At 73.0% G+C, this 17,140-nt stretch carries 7 protein-coding genes; all 7 read right to left on the reverse strand.

From position 1 onward, the window contains the following. Nucleotides 1–9 precede the first annotated feature (9 nt). The 7 genes from LPU61_RS24480 to LPU61_RS24510 all read right to left on the reverse strand — a co-directional run bounded on the left by LPU61_RS24480 (nucleotide 10) and on the right by LPU61_RS24510 (nucleotide 17,137). Nucleotides 10–9,546 carry a polyketide synthase gene (locus LPU61_RS24480; RefSeq protein WP_229406278.1) on the reverse strand — a complete coding sequence of 3,179 codons (9,537 nt, stop codon included), beginning with the start codon at nucleotides 9,544–9,546 and terminating at the stop codon, nucleotides 10–12. Beyond that, the gene (locus tag LPU61_RS24485; protein WP_198956574.1) at nucleotides 9,543–10,703 is read right to left on the reverse strand and encodes an SRPBCC family protein; all 1,161 of its coding nucleotides are present in this window, start codon (nucleotides 10,701–10,703) and stop codon (nucleotides 9,543–9,545) included. Before LPU61_RS24485 ends, LPU61_RS24480 begins: the two co-directional genes overlap by 4 nt. Nucleotides 10,704–10,801: 98 nt before the next feature. Next, nucleotides 10,802–12,037 carry an NAD(P)/FAD-dependent oxidoreductase gene (locus LPU61_RS24490; RefSeq protein ID WP_043963494.1) on the reverse strand — a complete coding sequence of 412 codons (1,236 nt, stop codon included), beginning with the start codon at nucleotides 12,035–12,037 and terminating at the stop codon, nucleotides 10,802–10,804. A 1,507-nt stretch (nucleotides 12,038–13,544) separates the two neighbouring features. After that, nucleotides 13,545–14,312: a GntR family transcriptional regulator gene (locus LPU61_RS24495; protein ID WP_043963493.1), complete on the reverse strand. Its 768-nt coding sequence runs from the start codon at nucleotides 14,310–14,312 to the stop codon at nucleotides 13,545–13,547. A 76-nt stretch (nucleotides 14,313–14,388) separates the two neighbouring features. After that, nucleotides 14,389–15,096 (reverse strand): deoxyribose-phosphate aldolase, encoded by a 708-nt coding sequence (deoC, locus tag LPU61_RS24500; RefSeq protein ID WP_043964721.1) that lies wholly within the window; start codon nucleotides 15,094–15,096, stop codon nucleotides 14,389–14,391. A gap of 44 nt (nucleotides 15,097–15,140) precedes the next feature. After that, on the reverse strand, nucleotides 15,141–15,596 hold the full coding sequence (gene rbsD, locus LPU61_RS24505) for a D-ribose pyranase (RefSeq protein ID WP_043963491.1): 456 nt from the start codon (nucleotides 15,594–15,596) through the stop codon (nucleotides 15,141–15,143). Next, nucleotides 15,593–17,137: a sugar ABC transporter ATP-binding protein gene (locus LPU61_RS24510; RefSeq protein ID WP_043963489.1), complete on the reverse strand. Its 1,545-nt coding sequence runs from the start codon at nucleotides 17,135–17,137 to the stop codon at nucleotides 15,593–15,595. The genes rbsD and LPU61_RS24510 overlap by 4 nt, the downstream gene beginning before the upstream one ends. Nucleotides 17,138–17,140: the final 3 nt, after the last annotated feature.

Below are 17,140 nucleotides of genomic sequence, written 5' to 3' on the forward strand. Positions count from 1 at the left end.
TTCCCTCGCTCAGTGCTCGTAGTGACGGTCGAACAGCGGATGGCCGGCGGCCTCGTCACCTGCTGTGGGTACGGAAACCTGCGCTTCGGGGCGGCGGCGGTGCGCGGGGGCGGTCTCGTGGACGCGGGGCGCGCTCAACTCGCGGCGTTCGAAGGGGTAGGTGGGAATGGTGGTCGTGCGGTGCCCCTTACCGGCGTGCACCCCCACCCAGTCGACCTCACCCAGGCCACGGCTGTAGAACTCCGCCACCGCGGAATGCACCTGCACCTGATCCGAACGGTCCCTGCGCAACGTCGACAACCACACCAGCCTGTCGTCCGCCAACACCTGCCGGCCCAGGCCCGTCAACACCGGATGCGCACCGATCTCCCAGAACACCCCGCCGCCGGCGGCGCCCACGAGCCCCAACGCCCGGCCGAACAACACCGGCCCCCGGATTCCTGCACCCCACAACTGGCCATCGGCCACCGATTCCGCGTCATGCCACTGGCCGGTGATCGACGACGCGAACCCGATCCGCGGCGCGGACACCGCCACCCGCGACACCGCCTCCGCGAACGGCTCGACCGCACCCGTCATCGCCTCCGAATGGAACGCGTGACTCACCACCAACCGTTGACACCGCAACCCGGAATCCGCGCAGAACGCGTCCACCGCCTCGACCGGACCCGACACCGTCACACTCCGCGGCCCGTTCCACGCCGCCACCTCCAACCCCGGAAACGACCCCGACCCCACCGCCTCTTCGACGTCGCCCACACCAGCGAACACCGCCGCCATCGCCCCACCCGAACGCTGCTCCTGCATCAACGAGCCCCGCGCCACCGCCAGCCCCAACACGTCGGCCAGCCCGAACACCCCCGCCGCCCACCCAGCCGTCAACTCGCCCACCGAATGACCGACCACCAGCCCCGGCCGGATCCCCCACGACTCCAACAGCCGCACCAACCCCACCTGCACCGCCACGATCCCCACCTGCGCGAACCGCGTCTGCACCAACTCCTGACCTCGGTCACCGAACAACAAGTCCAGCAACGGCACACCCGCCGGCGACACCAGCTCCGCGCACTCGTCCAACGCCGCCCGGAACACCGGCTCCACCCCATACAAACCCCGAGCCATCCCCGCATACTGCGAACCCTGACCCGAAAACATGAACACCGACACCGGCGCCGCATTCACCAACCGACCCACCGACCGATCACCCACCGCCACCGCCGACAACCCCTCCACCACACCCGCGCCATCCGCGCCGGCAACCGCCACCCGGAACCGATGCGACGCCCGACCCACATTCGCCGTGAACCCGAAATCGCCCACACCGTCACCGGCAACCCGCGACAACGCCCGCGCATAATCGGCCGCCAACCGGCGCACGCCCTCCTCACTCGACGCCGACACCCGCACCACAAACGACTCCTGCCCCGGCAGCTCCCGAGACGCGACAACCGGCGGCTCCTCCAGGATCACGTGGGCGTTGACCCCACCCATCCCGAACGCCGACACCGCACCCCGCCTCGGGGCCCCCTCCACCCGAGGCCACCCCATGAGCTGATCCGCCACAAAGAACGGCGACTCCTCGAACCGGATGTGATCATTCGGCCGCTGCACATGCAGCGTCGGCGGAATCTGCCCCCGCTCAAACGCCAACAACACCTTCACCACACCAGCCAACCCAGCAGCCGGCTCCAGATGACCGATGTTCGACTTCACCGAACCAATCGCACAGAACTGCGTCCGCGACGTGAACTCCCGCCACGCCCGCGTCAAACCCTCCACCTCGATCGGATCACCCAGACTCGTCCCGGTGCCGTGCGCCTCCACCAGACCGATCCCGTCCGGGCCGATGCCGGCGTCGCGCAACGCCGCCACGATCACCTCCCGCTGGGCGGCACTGCTCGGCACGGTCAACCCGCTCGTACGACCACCGTGGTTCACGGCCGTACCCCGGATCACCCCACGAATCCGATCCCCATCCCGCACCGCGTCCGCCAGGGGCTTGACCACCACCGTGACCACACCCTCACCCGGCACGAACCCGTCCGCCGACGCGTCGAACGCCCGCGACGCACCCGTCGGGGAGAACGACCGCAGCCGGGAGCCGAGCTGGAAGTACTGGGGGGACATCGCGAGGTGCACGCCGGCGACGATGGCCTGGTCGCACTCGCCGCTGCGGATGCTGCGCACCGCCGTGTGCAACGCCACCAACGACGACGAACACAACGTGTCGATCGTCATGCTCGGACCCGACAGATCCAGGAAGTAACTCACCCGATTGGCCAGGATCGCGTTGTGGTTGCCGAGGCCGGCGGCGGTCTGCACGACGTCGCCGACGACCATGTCGCGGTAGTGCTGGTAGCTGGCGCCGACGAAGACGCCCGTCGGCCGCTCGGAGGCGCGGCCGGAGAGCCCGGCGTCCTCCAGGGCCCGCCAGGCGGACTGGATGAGGTGGCGCTGCTGGGGGTCGATCCACTGTGCCTCGGCGGGCGAGATCCGGAAGAACGCCGCGTCGAAGCCGGTCAGCTCGTCGACGAAGCCCGCGCGGCGCAGGTAGACGGTGCCGGGCTCGGCGTCCTCGGAGTAGTAGTCGTCGATGTCCCAGCGGGACTTGGGCACCTCGCGCAGGCAGTCCTCGCCCCTGGTGACGACCTCCCACAGCTCGTCCGGGCTGCCGGCGTTCGGGAAGACCCCGTCGAAGCCGATGATCGCCATGTCGTGCCGGTCGACCGGCCCCTCCGTCGCCGCGACCGCCGGTGCGACGGGGGCCGCGGCGGCGGAGGGCGCAGCCGCGACGGGAGGGGCCGGCGCGGCCGCCGGGATGGGCGAGGGTGCCGGTGATTCGACGACCGGGGCAGCGGGGGGCGCGGCCTCGGCGCCGGGCACGGCGGTGACCCCGTACGTGTCGCGCAGCTCGGTGACGAGGTTCTCCACCGTCCCCACCTCGAGCAGCAGCGTCACCGGGATGTCGACGCCGAGCCGGGCGCGGATGTCCTGGGCCAGGGAGACGGCGAGCATCGAGTCGAGGCCCTGGGCCTCCAGCGGGCGGTCCAGTTCGAGGGACTCGACGTCGGTCTCCAGCCCCTCGGCGATCCACCTGGCCAGCGCCGGCCCGAGGGAGGCGGAGGCGGCGGAGCCGTTGGCGCGGTGGTGGCCGCTCGGCACGGCGGGGTGCGCGGGCGCGGCCGGGGCGCGGCCGTTGCCGGCGGCGGTCGTCCCGGTGGCGACGCCGTCGTGCCGGGCCCGGTCCTGCGCGCCGGCGGAGCCGGGCTGACCGGGCGGCGGGGCCGGGGAGATCCGCCGCCAGGTGATGCCCTCGGCGGTCAGCACGGGCCGGTCGCCATCGAGCACGACCAGGCTGGCGGTGAGCAGCCCCGCGTCGGGCGCGCTGCCGCGGTCGCGTCGGGCGTAGACGCGCACGGCCGCCGGGAGCGGGGCGTGCACGGTCAGCCGCGCGATGGTGAACGGCACGTACAGGCCCTGGGCCCCGCAGGCGGCGAGGGCCACCTGGAAGGCGCCGTCGAGCAGCCGGGCGTCGACCGCTCCGGCGGGGTCGCCGTCGGCGCGCAGGGTGCCGATCGCCTGGCCGTACGCGGTGGACAGCGACCGTACGCAGCGGAAGCCGGGGCCGTAGCGCAGGCCGTTGCGGTCGAAGTCGCGGTACATCTCGTCGAGGCCGACCGGGGTGAACCCGACGGCGCTCGCCGGTGGCGTGAGCGCCGGGTCGGCGGGCGTCGGCTCGGTCAGCTCCAGGTCGGCCACGACGCCGGAGGTGCCGTCGCGGAAGGTGATCCGGTCGCCGGTGCGCTCGGCGGTGAGCGTGGCCGGGGGCTGCACGGTCGCCCGGAAGGTGAGGTCCCGCAGGGCGTACGCGGCGCGGCCGACGACCTCGGCGACCTTGCCGGGGTAGCCGGAGCCGGGCAGGGTGGGGTTGCCGAGGACGACGTGTTCGGCGGCCTCGGGGTGCTCGCCCCACGTCCAGCCGTGCGGGCGCGGCGGGGCCGTCGGGCCCGCCGTGAGCTGCGCGGGCGCGGGTTCGAGCCAGAGGTGCTTCTCCTCGTGCGGCGCGGTGGGGAAGCGCACGGGGGCGCGTTCCCCGGTCGGGAGGGTGTCGCCGGCGACGAACCGGCGGGCCGCCGCGTCGAGGGCGTCGCGGTCGGTGCCCAGCGGTGCGATGGTGCCGCCCGCCGCCGCCGGGTCGACGACGCCGACGTGGAGGTTGCGGGTGCCTTCGGCGCGGGCGAGGAACAGCATGAGCTTGTCGTCGAGCTGCTCGACGGTGTCGACGACGCAGGCGAGCCGGTGGGTCGCCGCGGGGCGCTGCCGGCTGGCCACGCAGAGCCAGGCCAGCGGCGGGCAGTACGGCGAGCGCAGCAGCAGGACCAGCCGGCCGGCGAGGGTCCGCAGCCCGTCGGCGGAGTCCGCCGACAGGGTGAGCAGGCCGGGGCCGGCGTCGGCGGGGGCCGGGGCGGGTTGCGGCGCCGCCGCGAGCACGGCGTGGGCGTTGACGCCGCCGAAGCCGAAGCTGCTGACCCCGGCGACCCGGGGCCCCGTCCAGGGCACGAGCCGGTCGGGGACGAACAGCGGCGAGTCCTCGAAGCGGAACCCGCGGTTGGGGAAGGTGAGGTTGGCCGAGGGCGGGATGCGCTCGGCCTGCAACGCCAGGATCGTCTTGATCAGACCGGCGATGCCGGCCGCCGGTTCGAGGTGGCCGATGTTCGTCTTCACCGACCCGACGGCCACGGTGGCGCGACCGGACCCGCCGAGGGCGGCGCGCAGCGCCTCCAGCTCGATGAGGTCGCCGAGCTGGGTGCCGGTGCCGTGCGCCTCGACGTAGCCGACGCCGTCGGCGTCGACGCCGGCCCGCCGCATGGCGGTGCGGATGACCGCCTCCTGGGCGGTGCTGCTCGGCGCGGTGAGGAACCCGGCGGCGCCGGTGTGGTTGACGGCGGCGCCCCGCACGACGGCGAGGATCGGGTCGCCGTCGCGCTGGGCGTCGGCGAGCCGCTTGAGGACGAGCACGCCCGCGCCCTCGCCGCGGACGTAGCCGTCGGCGTCGTCGTCGAAGGTGCGGCAGACCCCGTTCGGGGAGAGCATGCCGTTGCGCAGGAAGGATCGGGTCTTGGTCGGGGTGAGCACCAGGTTGGCCGCGCCGACGACGGCGGCGTCGATCTCGCCGGTACGCAGGTACATGGCGGCCTGGTGCAGGGCGACCAGCGACGACGAGCAGGCCGTGTCGACGGCGAAGCTCGGCCCGGTCCAGTTGAAGGCGTGCGACAGCCGGTTGGCGACCATGGACACGGCGGTGCCGGTGGCCACGTGCGGGTCGCCGTGGCCGATGCTGCCGGCCACCAGCTCGGGGAAGTCGCTGGCGATCGTGCCGACGAAGACGCCGGTGGCGGTGCCGAGGGAGGCGGCGTCGTGGCCGCAGCTCTCCAGCGCCTCGTCGGTGACGCTGAGCAGGATGCGCTGCAGCGGGTCCAGTCGCCGGGCTTCCCGGTCGGTGAGGTGGAAGCGGGCCGCGTCGAAGTACTCGACGCGGTCGACCCAGCCGGTCGGCACCTCGTCGGCGTCGGTCCACAGGTGCGCCCAGCCCCGGTGGCCGGGCGGCGCGTCGCCGACGCTGGTGACGCCGCCGGCGAGGTTGGCCCAGAACTCGTCGGGGGTGGCCGCGCCGGGGAACCGGCAGGCCATGCCGATGACGGCGAGGGCGTCGCCGTGGTCGGCGGGGGCGTCGGCGGGCCCGGCCGTACCGGCTCCGTGGTCGGCGCGGACCGTGCCGTGGCCGGCGCGGGTGTCGCCGCGCTCGGCCGGGCCGGTCGGGTCGTCCGGGTGGGCCGGGCCGGCCGGCGGCCGCTGGCGGGCCGGTTCCGGCCGGTCGGCGGCCGGGGTACCGGCCGCGGGCTGCTCCGCCGGCTCGGTCGCGGCCTCGGCGGCGACGACGGCCTCCGCGGCGGCGACGACGGCCTGCTCGGGGGTCTTGCCGGCGCCGCTGCGCACCGTGCCGGTGCCGGTGCGGGGCCGCTCGGCCGGGGCGGCGCCGGGCTGGAGCAGTTCGGCGAGCCGCTGCGGGGTGCCGGTGGCGAAGATGGCCGGCGGGGTCACCTCGACGCCGAACTCCTCGGTGAGGGCCGCCGCCGCGATCGTGACGTTGGCCGAGTCGCCACCGAGGTCGAAGAAGTTGTCCGTGGCCAGGAAGACGTCGTGGCCGAGGACGGCGGCGAAGATCCGGGCGATGCGCTGCGCCGGCGGCTCGGTCGACTCGGCCGTCGGCTGCTCGACGGCGGCGACGGAGGGCACGCCGGTGCGGATGATCGTGTCCCGGGACGGCTCGGGCAGCCGCGACCGGGCGATCTTGCCGTTGTCGGTCAGCGGCATGGCGTCGAGGCGCACGTAGGCGTCGGGCACCATGTACTCCGGCAGGCGCTGCCCGACGAACTCGTCCAGGTCGGCCTTGACGAGGGTGCGGTCGGCGACCAGGTACGCGGTGAGCCGCGGCTCGCCGCGGCCCTCGAACGGGACGGCGATCACGGCGGCGGCGGTGACGCCGTCGTAGCCGCCGAGGACGCGTTCGATCTCGGCCGGCTCGATCCGGTTGCCCCGGACCTTCACCTGGGAGTCGGCGCGGCCCAGCCACTCGATCGTGCCGTCGGTGTGCAGCCGTACGGTGTCGCCGGTGCGGTAGAGGCGCAGGCCGGTGGCCGGGTGGGTGAGGAACACCTCGGCGGTGCGGTCGGGGCGGTTGGCGTAACCCCGGGCCAGGCCGACGCCGGAGAGGTGGAGTTCGCCGGTGTCGCCGGGGGCGACCGGGTCCAGTTCGGCGTCGAGGACGTGCAGGTCGAGGTTGGGCAGCGGCTCGCCGAGCGGCAGGTACGACCCGACGGCGTCGACCCGGTGGGCGGACGCCCAGATCGTCGCCTCGGTGGGGCCGTACAGGTTCCACAGAGCGCGGGAGGTGGCGTGCAGCCGCTCGGCGACGGCCGGCGCGAGGGCCTCGCCGCCGGACAGGACGGTGAGCCCCGCCCCGGGGGTCCAGCCGGTCTCCAGCAGCAGCCGCCACATGCTGGGGGTCGCCTGGGCGACGGTGACCTCGCCGATGAGCTCGGCCAGGCGGTGCGGGTCGCGGGCCACCGCCCGCGACGCCAGCGCGACCGTGCCGCCGACGGTCAGCGGCAGCAGCAGCTCCAGCAGGGAGATGTCGAAGGCGACGGTGGTGTGCGCGAGCATCACGTCGGCCGCGGAGGAGCCGAGTCGCTCCCCGATGCCGGTGAGGAAGTTCGCCAGCGCGGCGTGCCCGATCTCCACGCCCTTCGGCTCGCCGGTGGAGCCGCTGGTGAACAGCACGTAGGCGAGGTCCGCCCCGGTGACGGTGGGCGGCACGGCCAGCGCGGAGGCGTCCGGGCCGGGGATCGGCAGGACGGTGCCGACGGTCTCGCCGAAGGCGCGGCTGGGCGCGTCGGCCAGGATCAGGTCGCAGCGGGCGACCTCCACGTAGCGGCGCAGCCGCTCCACCGGGTAGTTGGGATCCAGCGGCAGGAACGCGGCCCCGGCGCGCAGGATGCCCAGCATCGCGGGGACGAGGTCGGGGCCGCGCTCGGTGAGCAGGCCGACGACGCTGCCGGCCTCGACGCCCTGGTCGTACAGGTGGGCGGCGACGGCGTCGGCCCAGGCGTCCAGGGTGGCGTAGTCGATGCTGCGGTCGCCGGCACGTACGGCGACGGCGTGCGGCCGGGCGGCCACGGTGGCCGCGACCAGGTCGAGCACGGTGGGGCCGGTCGGCGTCGGCTCCGCCACGGCGGCGACGGGCGTGGCGGCGTCGGACCCGGCGCTGCCGGACGCCACGTCGTCGACCGCGGCACTGCCGGACGCGGCACTGCCGGACGCGGCGCTGTCGGACGCGGCGCTGTCGGAGACGGCGGCCGGTTCGGGGGCCGGCGGCACCGGCGCGGCGGCGCGCGGCGTGGCCGGACTGGCGGCGCCGGGGAGCATCGCGCCGAGGGCGATGTCCTCCACCCGCTCGGCGAAGTCGAGGGCGTCGTCGGCGGTCATCGCCTTCTCGCGGACGAACACGATCGGCGGCCCGTCGTGCAGGCAGAGCAGGGCGATCTCGGTGTCCGGGTCGGTGGCGGCCTCCTCGTCGGGGTCGCGCTCCAGCACCATCACGCGGGTGAAGGTCGGGGTGTCGGAGCCGGGCGGGCGGTACGCCAGCCCGAGACGGACCTCCAGGTCGGTGGCGTACCCGTGGCGGGCGGATGCCTCGTCGAGCCGGTCGGCGAGGGCCTCGGCGTCGGCGGCGTCGAACCGGACCGGCACGCGCGCGGCGGCGAGCCCGCAGGTCGCCTCGGCCAGCGCGCGGGCCGACGAGGGCGACCAGGCGAAGTCGAAGGTGGGTGCTTCCATGCGCTCGGCGAGCACGGCGAGGAACGCGCGGACGACACTGACGGTCTCGGCCCGGGTGCGGGGCAGGTAGGCCAGCTCGTAGCGGCCGTAGTGCGCGGCGGCGGCGGAGAAGTCGTCGGCGGGCAGCGGCGCGGGACGCAGGTCGGCCAGGCGGGCCTTCCACCAGGGCTCGTGCCGGCGCAGCGGGGCCTGCGCCCCGGCGATCGCGGCGAGCCGCTCGGGCGGCGCGGCGGGCAGCGGCCGGCCGGGGGCGATGCCGAGGCGCTGGGCGGCGGCCCGCGCGGACAGCGCGCTGCCGTCGACGGCGACGAAGTCGCTCAGCAGCAGGTCGGCGTCGGGGGCGGACAGCGTCAGGGCCGAGTCGGTGATGGCCGTGGCGACGGTCTCGGGCAGCGGGTCCTCGCGGGGGATGCGGCGGACCTGGCGGGTGAAGACCGCGCCCTGGGCGGTGACGAGGGTCGGCACGCCGAGCGGGTTGGGGAAGGTGCCGTAGTCGAGGGCCTTGGAGATGCGTTCGGCCTCGGCGGCCGTGGTGCCGGCGTGGATGAGGCCGCCGTCGGCGATGCGGTCGGACTGGAGGTAGAAGCGGCGTTCCCGGCCGCCGGTGTCGACGGGTTCGGGCAGCGTCCCCGCCGCGACGTGCGGGACCAGGTCGGCGAAGAGGGCGATGCCGACCTCGGCCGTCTCGTAGGTCAGCGACAGCGCGGTGGAGTGGGTCCGGATCGGGAACCACCGTTCGAGCAGGACGGCGCCCGCGTCGACGCGTTCGGTCATCCGGTGCCAGGTCGCGGCGTGCCGGGACGCGCCCTCGTAGAGGGCCCAGGCGGCGACGTTGCTGCCGCCGTAGCGGGGCAGCGGGCCGTCGTGGAAGTTGACGGCGGCCACCCGGGGCAGCTCCAGCACGGCGCCGGGCAGGATGCGGAAGTTGACGATGCTGAACAGGTAGTCGACGGGGGTGTCGGTGAGGGCGGCGACGAGGTCGGCGCGCGGGTCGAGCACGGGCACGCCGTGCTCGGCCGCCCAGGCGGTGGCGGCCGGGTCGTCGGTGAAGACGCCCTCGACGCGTACGCCGGCCGCGACGAGCTGGTCGGCGCAGCGGGCGAGGACCCGCGTGCCGCCGATGACGAAGCAGTTGACCACGGCGGTCATCCCTCGTTCTCGACGGAGTCAGCGGTCTCCCGGGCCACCCAGGCGTCGATCTGGGAGACGACCTCCTCGTCGAGGGAGAGCTGGCCGGGCGACCACAGCGGGTTGGACAGGCCGCGGTGGGTGCGCTCGCACAGCTCCCAGTCCTCGTAGTTGGCCTTGTCCCAGAGGGCGAAGACGGCCTCGTGCGAGAAGTCGCTCTTGGCCGTCTCGGAGGGGTGGAACAGCCAGAAGTGCCGGACGATGCAGGTGCTGGGGCTCTCGGGCCAGACCCACTGCATCATCACGTAGTCGGCGGTGAAGCCGAAGAGCAGGTTCGGCAGGATCGTGATCCAGTTGATCTTCTTGAGGTCGGCCTCCGGGACCAGCGGCATGGGCGCGCGCTGGCTGCGCCCGGTCATGGAGACCGAGTTGTAGCTGTCCCGGATGACCTGCCAGGCGCCGACGATGTCGCCCTTGAGCTCGTACGTGCCCGCGTCGTCGAAGTCGGTGATGCGGTGCAGGTCCTTGTGGGCCGTCGGGAAGTGCAGGCTCTCGTTGACGTTGTGCGCCACGAGCTTCCAGTTGGAGGCGACCGGGTAGTCCTTGGCCTGCACGCACTTGAGGTCGGCCAGCTCGTAGACCCGGGCGAACTCGCCGAACTCGCCGAGGGAGGCGTCGAGGTCGGGGGCGTCGTCGGAGAAGGTGATGAAGACGACGCCGTACCGGACCTCGGTGCGCACCGGCAGCAGGCCGTTCTTCTCCTTGTCGAAGAAGTGGTCGAAGTAGGTGCCGTTGAGGCTCTTCAGCTTGCCGTTGCGGTCGTAGACCCAGCAGTGGTAGATGCAGACGAGGCTCTGCCGCTTGCCGGCGGCCTCCTCCACGAGCCGGTAGCCGCGGTGGCGGCAGTAGTTGTGGTACGCCTGGATGCCGTCGTCGCCGTTGATGATCAGCACCGAGCCGGTGCCGATGGTCAGGGTGACGTAGGACCCCTTCTCGGGGAACCGGGAGACGTGGTCCACCGGCAGCCACCGGCGGCCGTAGATGCGTTCCATCTCCCGGCGGTACTGCTCCTCGCCGGTGTAGAACGCGTGGGACCGGCCACGGCCGCCGGTGTCGTAGTAGGCCCGCTGGTCGTCCTGTTGGCCGATGAGGTCGAACATGCTGGACGCGCGCGTCATCTGCTTGGCTCCTTGAGGATGAAGTGCACCGAACGAGGGGCGGAGGGCCGCGGCCCTCCCCCGTCGTGCCGCGCTCGCCCGGCGCGGCCTCACTCAGGTCAGGACGGTTCGTAGATGCGCTTGTGCTGGGGCACGCCGGCGTCGTCGTAGAGCCGGTCCAGGTTGTCCGGCGCGAAGATCTCGTAGCCCTCCACCCCGCCGGCGATGATGCCGAGCATCTTGGTGGTCCACTCCTGGCTGGTGCTGATCGCGCCCAGCACGGTCTCCAGGTAGGGGGTGAGGGTGAGTTCGGCGACGCTCGTCGTGTAGTCGTAGACGGGGGCGGTCTCCTCGTCGCGCACCTTCACGTAGTCGGCGAGGGCGTCGTCCATGGTCCGTGCCCCCGACAGTCCCTCGTGGATGCGGTCGGCGAGCAGCTCGCCGTGCAGGAAGGCGTCGGTCATGCCCCAACCGGTGATCGGGTCCTTGTGGTATCCGGCGTCGCCGACGAGCGCCCAGCCCGGCCCGTGTGACTGGCGGTAGTAGTTGTCCGGGTAGCGCATCGGCCGCAGCGGCTCCTCGCGCCGGCCCTGGTCGCGCAGCTGCTGGGCCATCTCCGGCTCGACATCGTCGAGGACGGCCAGGAAGCGGGCCTCGGGGTCCTGGCGGAACTCCTTGAGCTGCCGCCGGGTGCAGATGACGGCGACCATGTTGAGGTCGTCGTTGGTCGGCCAGGTGCCGTACCACTGCTCGTGGAAGCCGGTCTTGTGGTGCAGGCCCCAGTCGAGCCCGCTGTAGTAGGAGTAGTAGGTGAACCCGGCGGCGGGTCGCACGTTGTACAGCTCCGCGCCGACCTTCCTGGCCACGGTGGAGTGGAAGCCGTCGGCGCCCACGACGACGCTGGCCCGGAACTCCCGGTCCGGCCCGTCGCCCTCGCGTCCGCGGATGCCGACCACCCGGCCGTCGGCGAAGACCAGGTCGGACACGGTGAACTGCTCCAGGACCTCGACGCCGGCGCGCCGGGCGGCGTTGACCAGGATCTCGTCGAGCACGACGCGCCGGGGGCAGTAGACCGCGTCGATCCCGTCGATGGGATCGGCGAAGCCCACCAGGGGGATGCCGTGGTTGGCGTAGTTCATCTTGCGGATGGCCGGCGTCTTCGCGTCGATCACCTCGTCGAGCAGACCCCATGCCTGGAGGCGGGCCAGCCCGGACTGGTGGATGTAGTGGGTCGACACCGCGTCGCTCGGAAAGGAGGAGCGGTCGACCATCAGAACCCGGTGGCCACGCCTGGCCAATAGCATTGCGACCGGCGAACCAGCGCAGCGTGCACCGACAACGATTACATCGAACATGGGGCTTGCTCCGATCAGTCGTCAGCCCGAGATAAAGCAACCGTCCAATGCGGGTGTGGGATGGCCAAGAGGCTAGTTACGGCGTTCCAGTCGGTCAATGGATAGGTAGGGGTACCCGGTTGCCGCAGGCACCTATCGGAACGACCACCGAGGCGGCAAGCCCCTGCATGTTGACCATGAACCCCGACAAATACCCGAACGAAGTGTGACGCGTATCACATCTGCAAAGTTTCCTGAAAGCAAGCTGGGAATACGGCTGACCAGCGGCAATCACTATCAGTAATACGTAACGACACCGGAAACCGCAGCGCTGAGCCGGTCGACACCTCGTCCGGTCCCGACGGAAGGGATCCTTGCCGGCGAAGCCCATAGGCGGGGGGATCAGCCCCATAAGGCGGCGAACGAGCCGAGATGGGGGCCAGCCCAGCCGTTCCCACCGAACGCTACATTCCGGTCATCACCCCTCTGAGCTGCGGCGATGTGGCGGCAACGCGGCCAGTTTGGTTGATCGACGACAATTAACCGACGCGACGCCCGCCGGTCACCCGGAATCAGTTCGGTTGCCTTTGGCGATTTCTGCACCGACGTGTGGTTGCCTCGGAGAACATTTGCCCTGGATAACCACAGGGCGTCGGGGCGGGCCGGTCCGCCTCGGCCCACCCGTCCGCGCCCCGCGCCGCGGTTTCCTCAGCCGCGCCGCCAAGCCGGCGGGCCGAGGAATCGAAGAAAGGAATCAGGGCGGGATCGCATTTCGGCGGGCCGAATTCGTAATAGGAGGAAGCATGCCGGTGACGTTTGCCGCCCGCTGGCAGATCCGACGCCCGCCCGGATTGGTCGTTTCCGCCGCGCCGCCGCGAGAACGACGGATGGGGCGCCGCCCCCGGACGCGACAACGCGCGCACTGAACGGGGCCGGGCACCGGTGGACGATCGCCCGCAGAACAGTTCTCGGCGATCGCCGAATCACATTAGCCGGCCGGTGGACGGATAGGCGCGGCCAGCCGGCCCCACGAGAACGCGCGGACGACTCGCCCCTCACCCGCCGGGCGGCGACGGCGCGCCCCCGGGGAGGACTCCGCCGCGCAGCCGGGCGACGCCGGGCGCGGACCCCGGCACCCCGGCGAACCGCCGCCTCAGCAGCCGCGATCCCCATGTCACTCCCGAGTGACACCGTCCGGCCCCCGGTCTCGGACGACCGCCACCGGCGCCCGGGGACACGGCGGCCACCCGGCACCGCAATGCGCCGCGCGAATCCCACGGACGACAATTCCGCGAGACGACTTCCCGGCATCCGACGCGGCTCGGCGCCCCGTCCCAGGCACGACCCTTCGCCGACCTCGCACGCCGCGCCACCGGGAAGACGGCCGACCGCCTTCCACAGCTCACACACAGGATTGCAACGCGCGCTGCAACACATCGAGGCATGACAATGAGATCACGGTCACGTTCCACCTGGCGGACTCCGCGCGGGGTGCCCATAATCGGGCCGACCCGATGTGCTCCCGCGATCAGCGGCGGCTGAGCAGGGAGGTGACCCGCATCCGTTCGCTGTGGATCCACACGTCGGAATACTCGATCGCGCGACCGTCGTCGAGGTAGGTGATCTGCTCCAGGTAGAGCAGGGGGAAGTGCTCCGGCACGCCGAGGGCCTCGGCGATCCGCCCGGTGGCGGCGGTCGCGGTGAACGTCCGCCGGCCGGTGGTGATCTTCAGCCCGTAGTCGTTCTCCAGCAGGCCGAACAGGGACCGGTCGGCCAGGTCCGCCCGTTCCAGGCCGGGGGCCAGATCGGTGCGGACGTAGTTGACCAGCCAGGCCACCGGCCCGCTGGCGGCGCAGCGCAGCCGCTCCAGCCGCAGCACGGACTGCCCGGGGTTCAGGTCGAGCAGCGTGGCCAGCGGCGGCGGGGCCGCCATCACCCGCTGGGTCACCACCTGGGTGGTGTACGAGACGCCCTGCCGGGCGAAGTCCTCGGACAGCGTGGTCAGCTTCTGCGCGATGGACGGCTCGATGGCGGTGGAGGTGACGAAGGTGCCCCTCCCCCGGACCTGCACGAGCAGGCCGTCACGGATCAGCGTGGACAGGGCCCGGCGCAGGGTGCCCCGGGAGATGCCCAGGTCGGCGGCGAGCTCGGGCTCGCTGCGCAGCCGGTAGTGCGGCGGCCACTCGCCCGCCAGGATCCGGGCCCGGATCTGCTCCGACACCTGGGCGTGCAGGGGCGCCGGAGCGTCGCGGTCGAGCCGCTCGGTCGCCTCGTGCGGGCTGGACTGGTCGGACATGGTGCCTTCCCGTGGGGGCCGTCGCCCCTCGACGTGGTGGCCGGTGCCGCCACCGCCGTCGAGGGGCGACGGACGGTCAGTAGCTCGTGGTGTGCTCGTTGACTTCGTCGGTGACGATAGCCACCCCGGCGCTGGTGCCCAGCAGCACCGCCCCCGCCCGCAGCAGGGACACGGCCTGCGCGAAGGACTTGATGCCGCCCGAGGCCTTGACCCGGACCCCCTGCGGGGCGCGGTCGACCAGGTAGGCGATGCTGTCGGGGTTGGCGATCTCCACCGCGCCGCTGCTGGCGTTCTTCAGGAACGCGACGCCGGCCTCGATGGACAGCTCGACGGCGGCCTCCCGCTCGGCCGGGGTGAGCAGCGGCAGCTCCAGCATGACCTTGATCGGCACGCCGGCCGCCCGGACGACGCCGGCGATGTCGTCGCGGAAGTCGTCGTAGCGGCCGCTCTTGAGCCAGCCGATCTGCACGCCGATGTCGATCTGCGTGGCCCCGGCCCGGACCAGGCTCTCCGCCTCGGCGGCCTTGCCGGCGCTGGTGGTCACGCCGACGGTGGGAAAGTCGAGGGCCGAGGCGACGCCGGCGTCGGTGCCGCGCAGCACCTCGGCGACCTCGGCGACCCAGGAGCCGGGCACCATGGCGGCGTCGAAGCCGTACCGGAGGGTCTCCTCGGCGTGCGCGACCATCCGGTCGCGGGTGACGCCGACGTCGATCAGCGTGTGTTGGATGTAGGGCGCCAGCGCCGCCGGGGTGATCTCGGCGTCGGGCAGGATGGCTGTGCTCACGTTCTTCTCCAAGTCGGTGCGTCGTGGTGCGGGCGGATGCCGGGCTACATGCGGTCCCGGTAGTAGTCGGGGACGACGACGCCGGGCTCGTCGAACCAGCGCGGCACGTCCACGCCGCAGACCAGCCCGACGTTGCCCCACGGGTTGAACGCGCCCGTGCGGACGATCGCCTTGGCCTGGTGGGCCAGCTCGCCGAGCATCTCGGCGTGCGGGCGGGTGGTCAGCGGCGCGCCGGGGAAACGCTGCCCCAGCCAGTCCGCGAGGGGACGGTTGTGGGTGGTCACGTCCTCGGCCACGACGACGCCCTCGACGATGATCTCGTCGGCGACGAGGTCGAGCACGGTGGTGAGGCCGGGCAGGTCCTCGGCGACGGCGAGGTCGATGCGGTGCGCCGTGCGGGGGATCGGGAACCCGGCGTCGACCACGAGCAGGAGGTCGGTGTGGCCGAGGGTGGCGAGCACCCCGGACAGCTCGGCGTGGAGCAGGCCTGTGCGTTTCATGCGTTCTCCTTCATGGTGTGCGCGCCGGTGGCCAGCGCCATGACCTTCTCCTCGGTGGCCTGCTCCGCCGGGAGCACGCCGACCAGACGCCCGGCGGCCATGACGGCGATCCGGTCGCTGACGGTCAGCAGCTCGGGCAGGTCCGAGGAGGAGACGACGATCGACACGCCGTCGGAGGTCAGGCGGCGGAACAGCCGGTAGATCTCCGCCTTGGCGCCGACGTCGACGCCGCGGGTGGGTTCGTCGAGCAGCATCAGCCGGGGCTCGATGGACAGCCAGCGGGCGAGCAGGGCCTTCTGCTGGTTGCCGCCGGAGAGCTGGGTGATGCCCTGCGCGGTGCCGGACGTCTTCACCGTCAGCTCGCGGGCCCGGGTGTCGGCGTCGCGGCGCAGCGCCCCGCGCCGCAGCAGGCCGAGGCGCTGCCGGCGGCCGAGCGTCAGGACGTTGACGTTGTCGGCGACGCTCATCGTCGGCAGGATGCCCTGCTGCCGGCGTTCCCCGGGCAGGTAGGCGACGCGGGCGCGGATCGCGTCGCGGGGCCTACGCGCGGCGAACGGCTCGCCGTCGAGCCGCAGCTCGCCACCGTGGACCGGGTCGGCGCCGAAGACGCCGCGCAGCAGCTCGACGCGGCCGCTGTCGGGCAGGCCGGCCACGCCGAGCACCTCGCCGGGCGCGACGTCGAGGTCGACGCCGGTGAACCCGGCCCCGGTCACGGCCCGCATCCGCAGCCGTGGGGTGGCCGTCGCCGCGGGAGCGACGGTGTCGTGCCGGGCGAACTCGGCGGCCAGCTCGCGGCCGACCATCGCCGAGACCACCTCGTCGGGGCTGACCCGGGCGGTGGGCCAGTCGGCGACGTGCCGGCCGTCACGCAGCACGTGGATGTGCTGGGACAGCGCGAAGACCTCCGGCATCCGGTGCGAGACGTAGAGCAGGGTGACGCCGTCGGCCTGCAGGGAACGGATCACCTCGAACAGCCGGTCCGACTCGGCCGGGGACAGGATCGACGTCGGCTCGTCGAGGATGACCACCCGCGCCTCGCGGGCCAGGGACCGGGCGACCACCACCAGTTGCTGCGCGGCGGCGTCGAGGTGGCGGACGGTGCGCCGGGGGTCGACCCGCAGGCCGAGCCGGTCCAGCAGCTCGGCCGCGCGCTCGTCCATCCGCCGCCGGTGCGGGAAGGGCCGGGATCCCGGCTCGGCGCCGAGCATGATGTTCTCGGCGACCGTGCGGTCCTGGGCCAGGGCGAGCTCCTGCGGGACCAGCGCGACGCGGTGGCGGCTGAGCAGGGTGGCCGGGTCGAAGCGGCGCACCTCCTCGCCGGCCACCCGGACCGTACCGGTGGTGGGCGTGTCCAGCCCGGCCAGGATCTTCATGAGTGTCGACTTGCCGGCGCCGTTCTCCCCCATCACGGCGGTGAGGCTGCCGGCGGGAACGCTCAGGGTGACGTCCTGCAGGGCGCGGACGACGCCGAAGTGCCTCGACAGGCCGGTCACCTCGACGGCGGCCGTCGGCGGTGCGGCGATCGTGGCCGGGCTGGTCATCGG

Origin of the sequence: Micromonospora sp. NBRC 110038 (assembly GCF_020884815.1) — a bacterium.
Lineage (GTDB): Bacteria > Actinomycetota > Actinomycetes > Mycobacteriales > Micromonosporaceae > Micromonospora > Micromonospora haikouensis.

What these genes read in the sequence shown, in the direction of transcription:
- LPU61_RS24480 (WP_229406278.1), bottom strand. Translation starts at nt 9,546, where the DNA reads ATGACCGCCGTGGTCAACTGCTTCGTCATCGGCGGCACGCGGGTCCTC.
- LPU61_RS24485 (WP_198956574.1), bottom strand. Translation starts at nt 10,703, where the DNA reads ATGACGCGCGCGTCCAGCATGTTCGACCTCATCGGCCAACAGGACGAC.
- LPU61_RS24490 (WP_043963494.1), bottom strand. Translation starts at nt 12,037, where the DNA reads ATGTTCGATGTAATCGTTGTCGGTGCACGCTGCGCTGGTTCGCCGGTC.
- LPU61_RS24495 (WP_043963493.1), bottom strand. Translation starts at nt 14,312, where the DNA reads ATGTCCGACCAGTCCAGCCCGCACGAGGCGACCGAGCGGCTCGACCGC.
- rbsD (WP_043963491.1), bottom strand. Translation starts at nt 15,596, where the DNA reads ATGAAACGCACAGGCCTGCTCCACGCCGAGCTGTCCGGGGTGCTCGCC.
- LPU61_RS24510 (WP_043963489.1), bottom strand. Translation starts at nt 17,137, where the DNA reads ATGACCAGCCCGGCCACGATCGCCGCACCGCCGACGGCCGCCGTCGAG.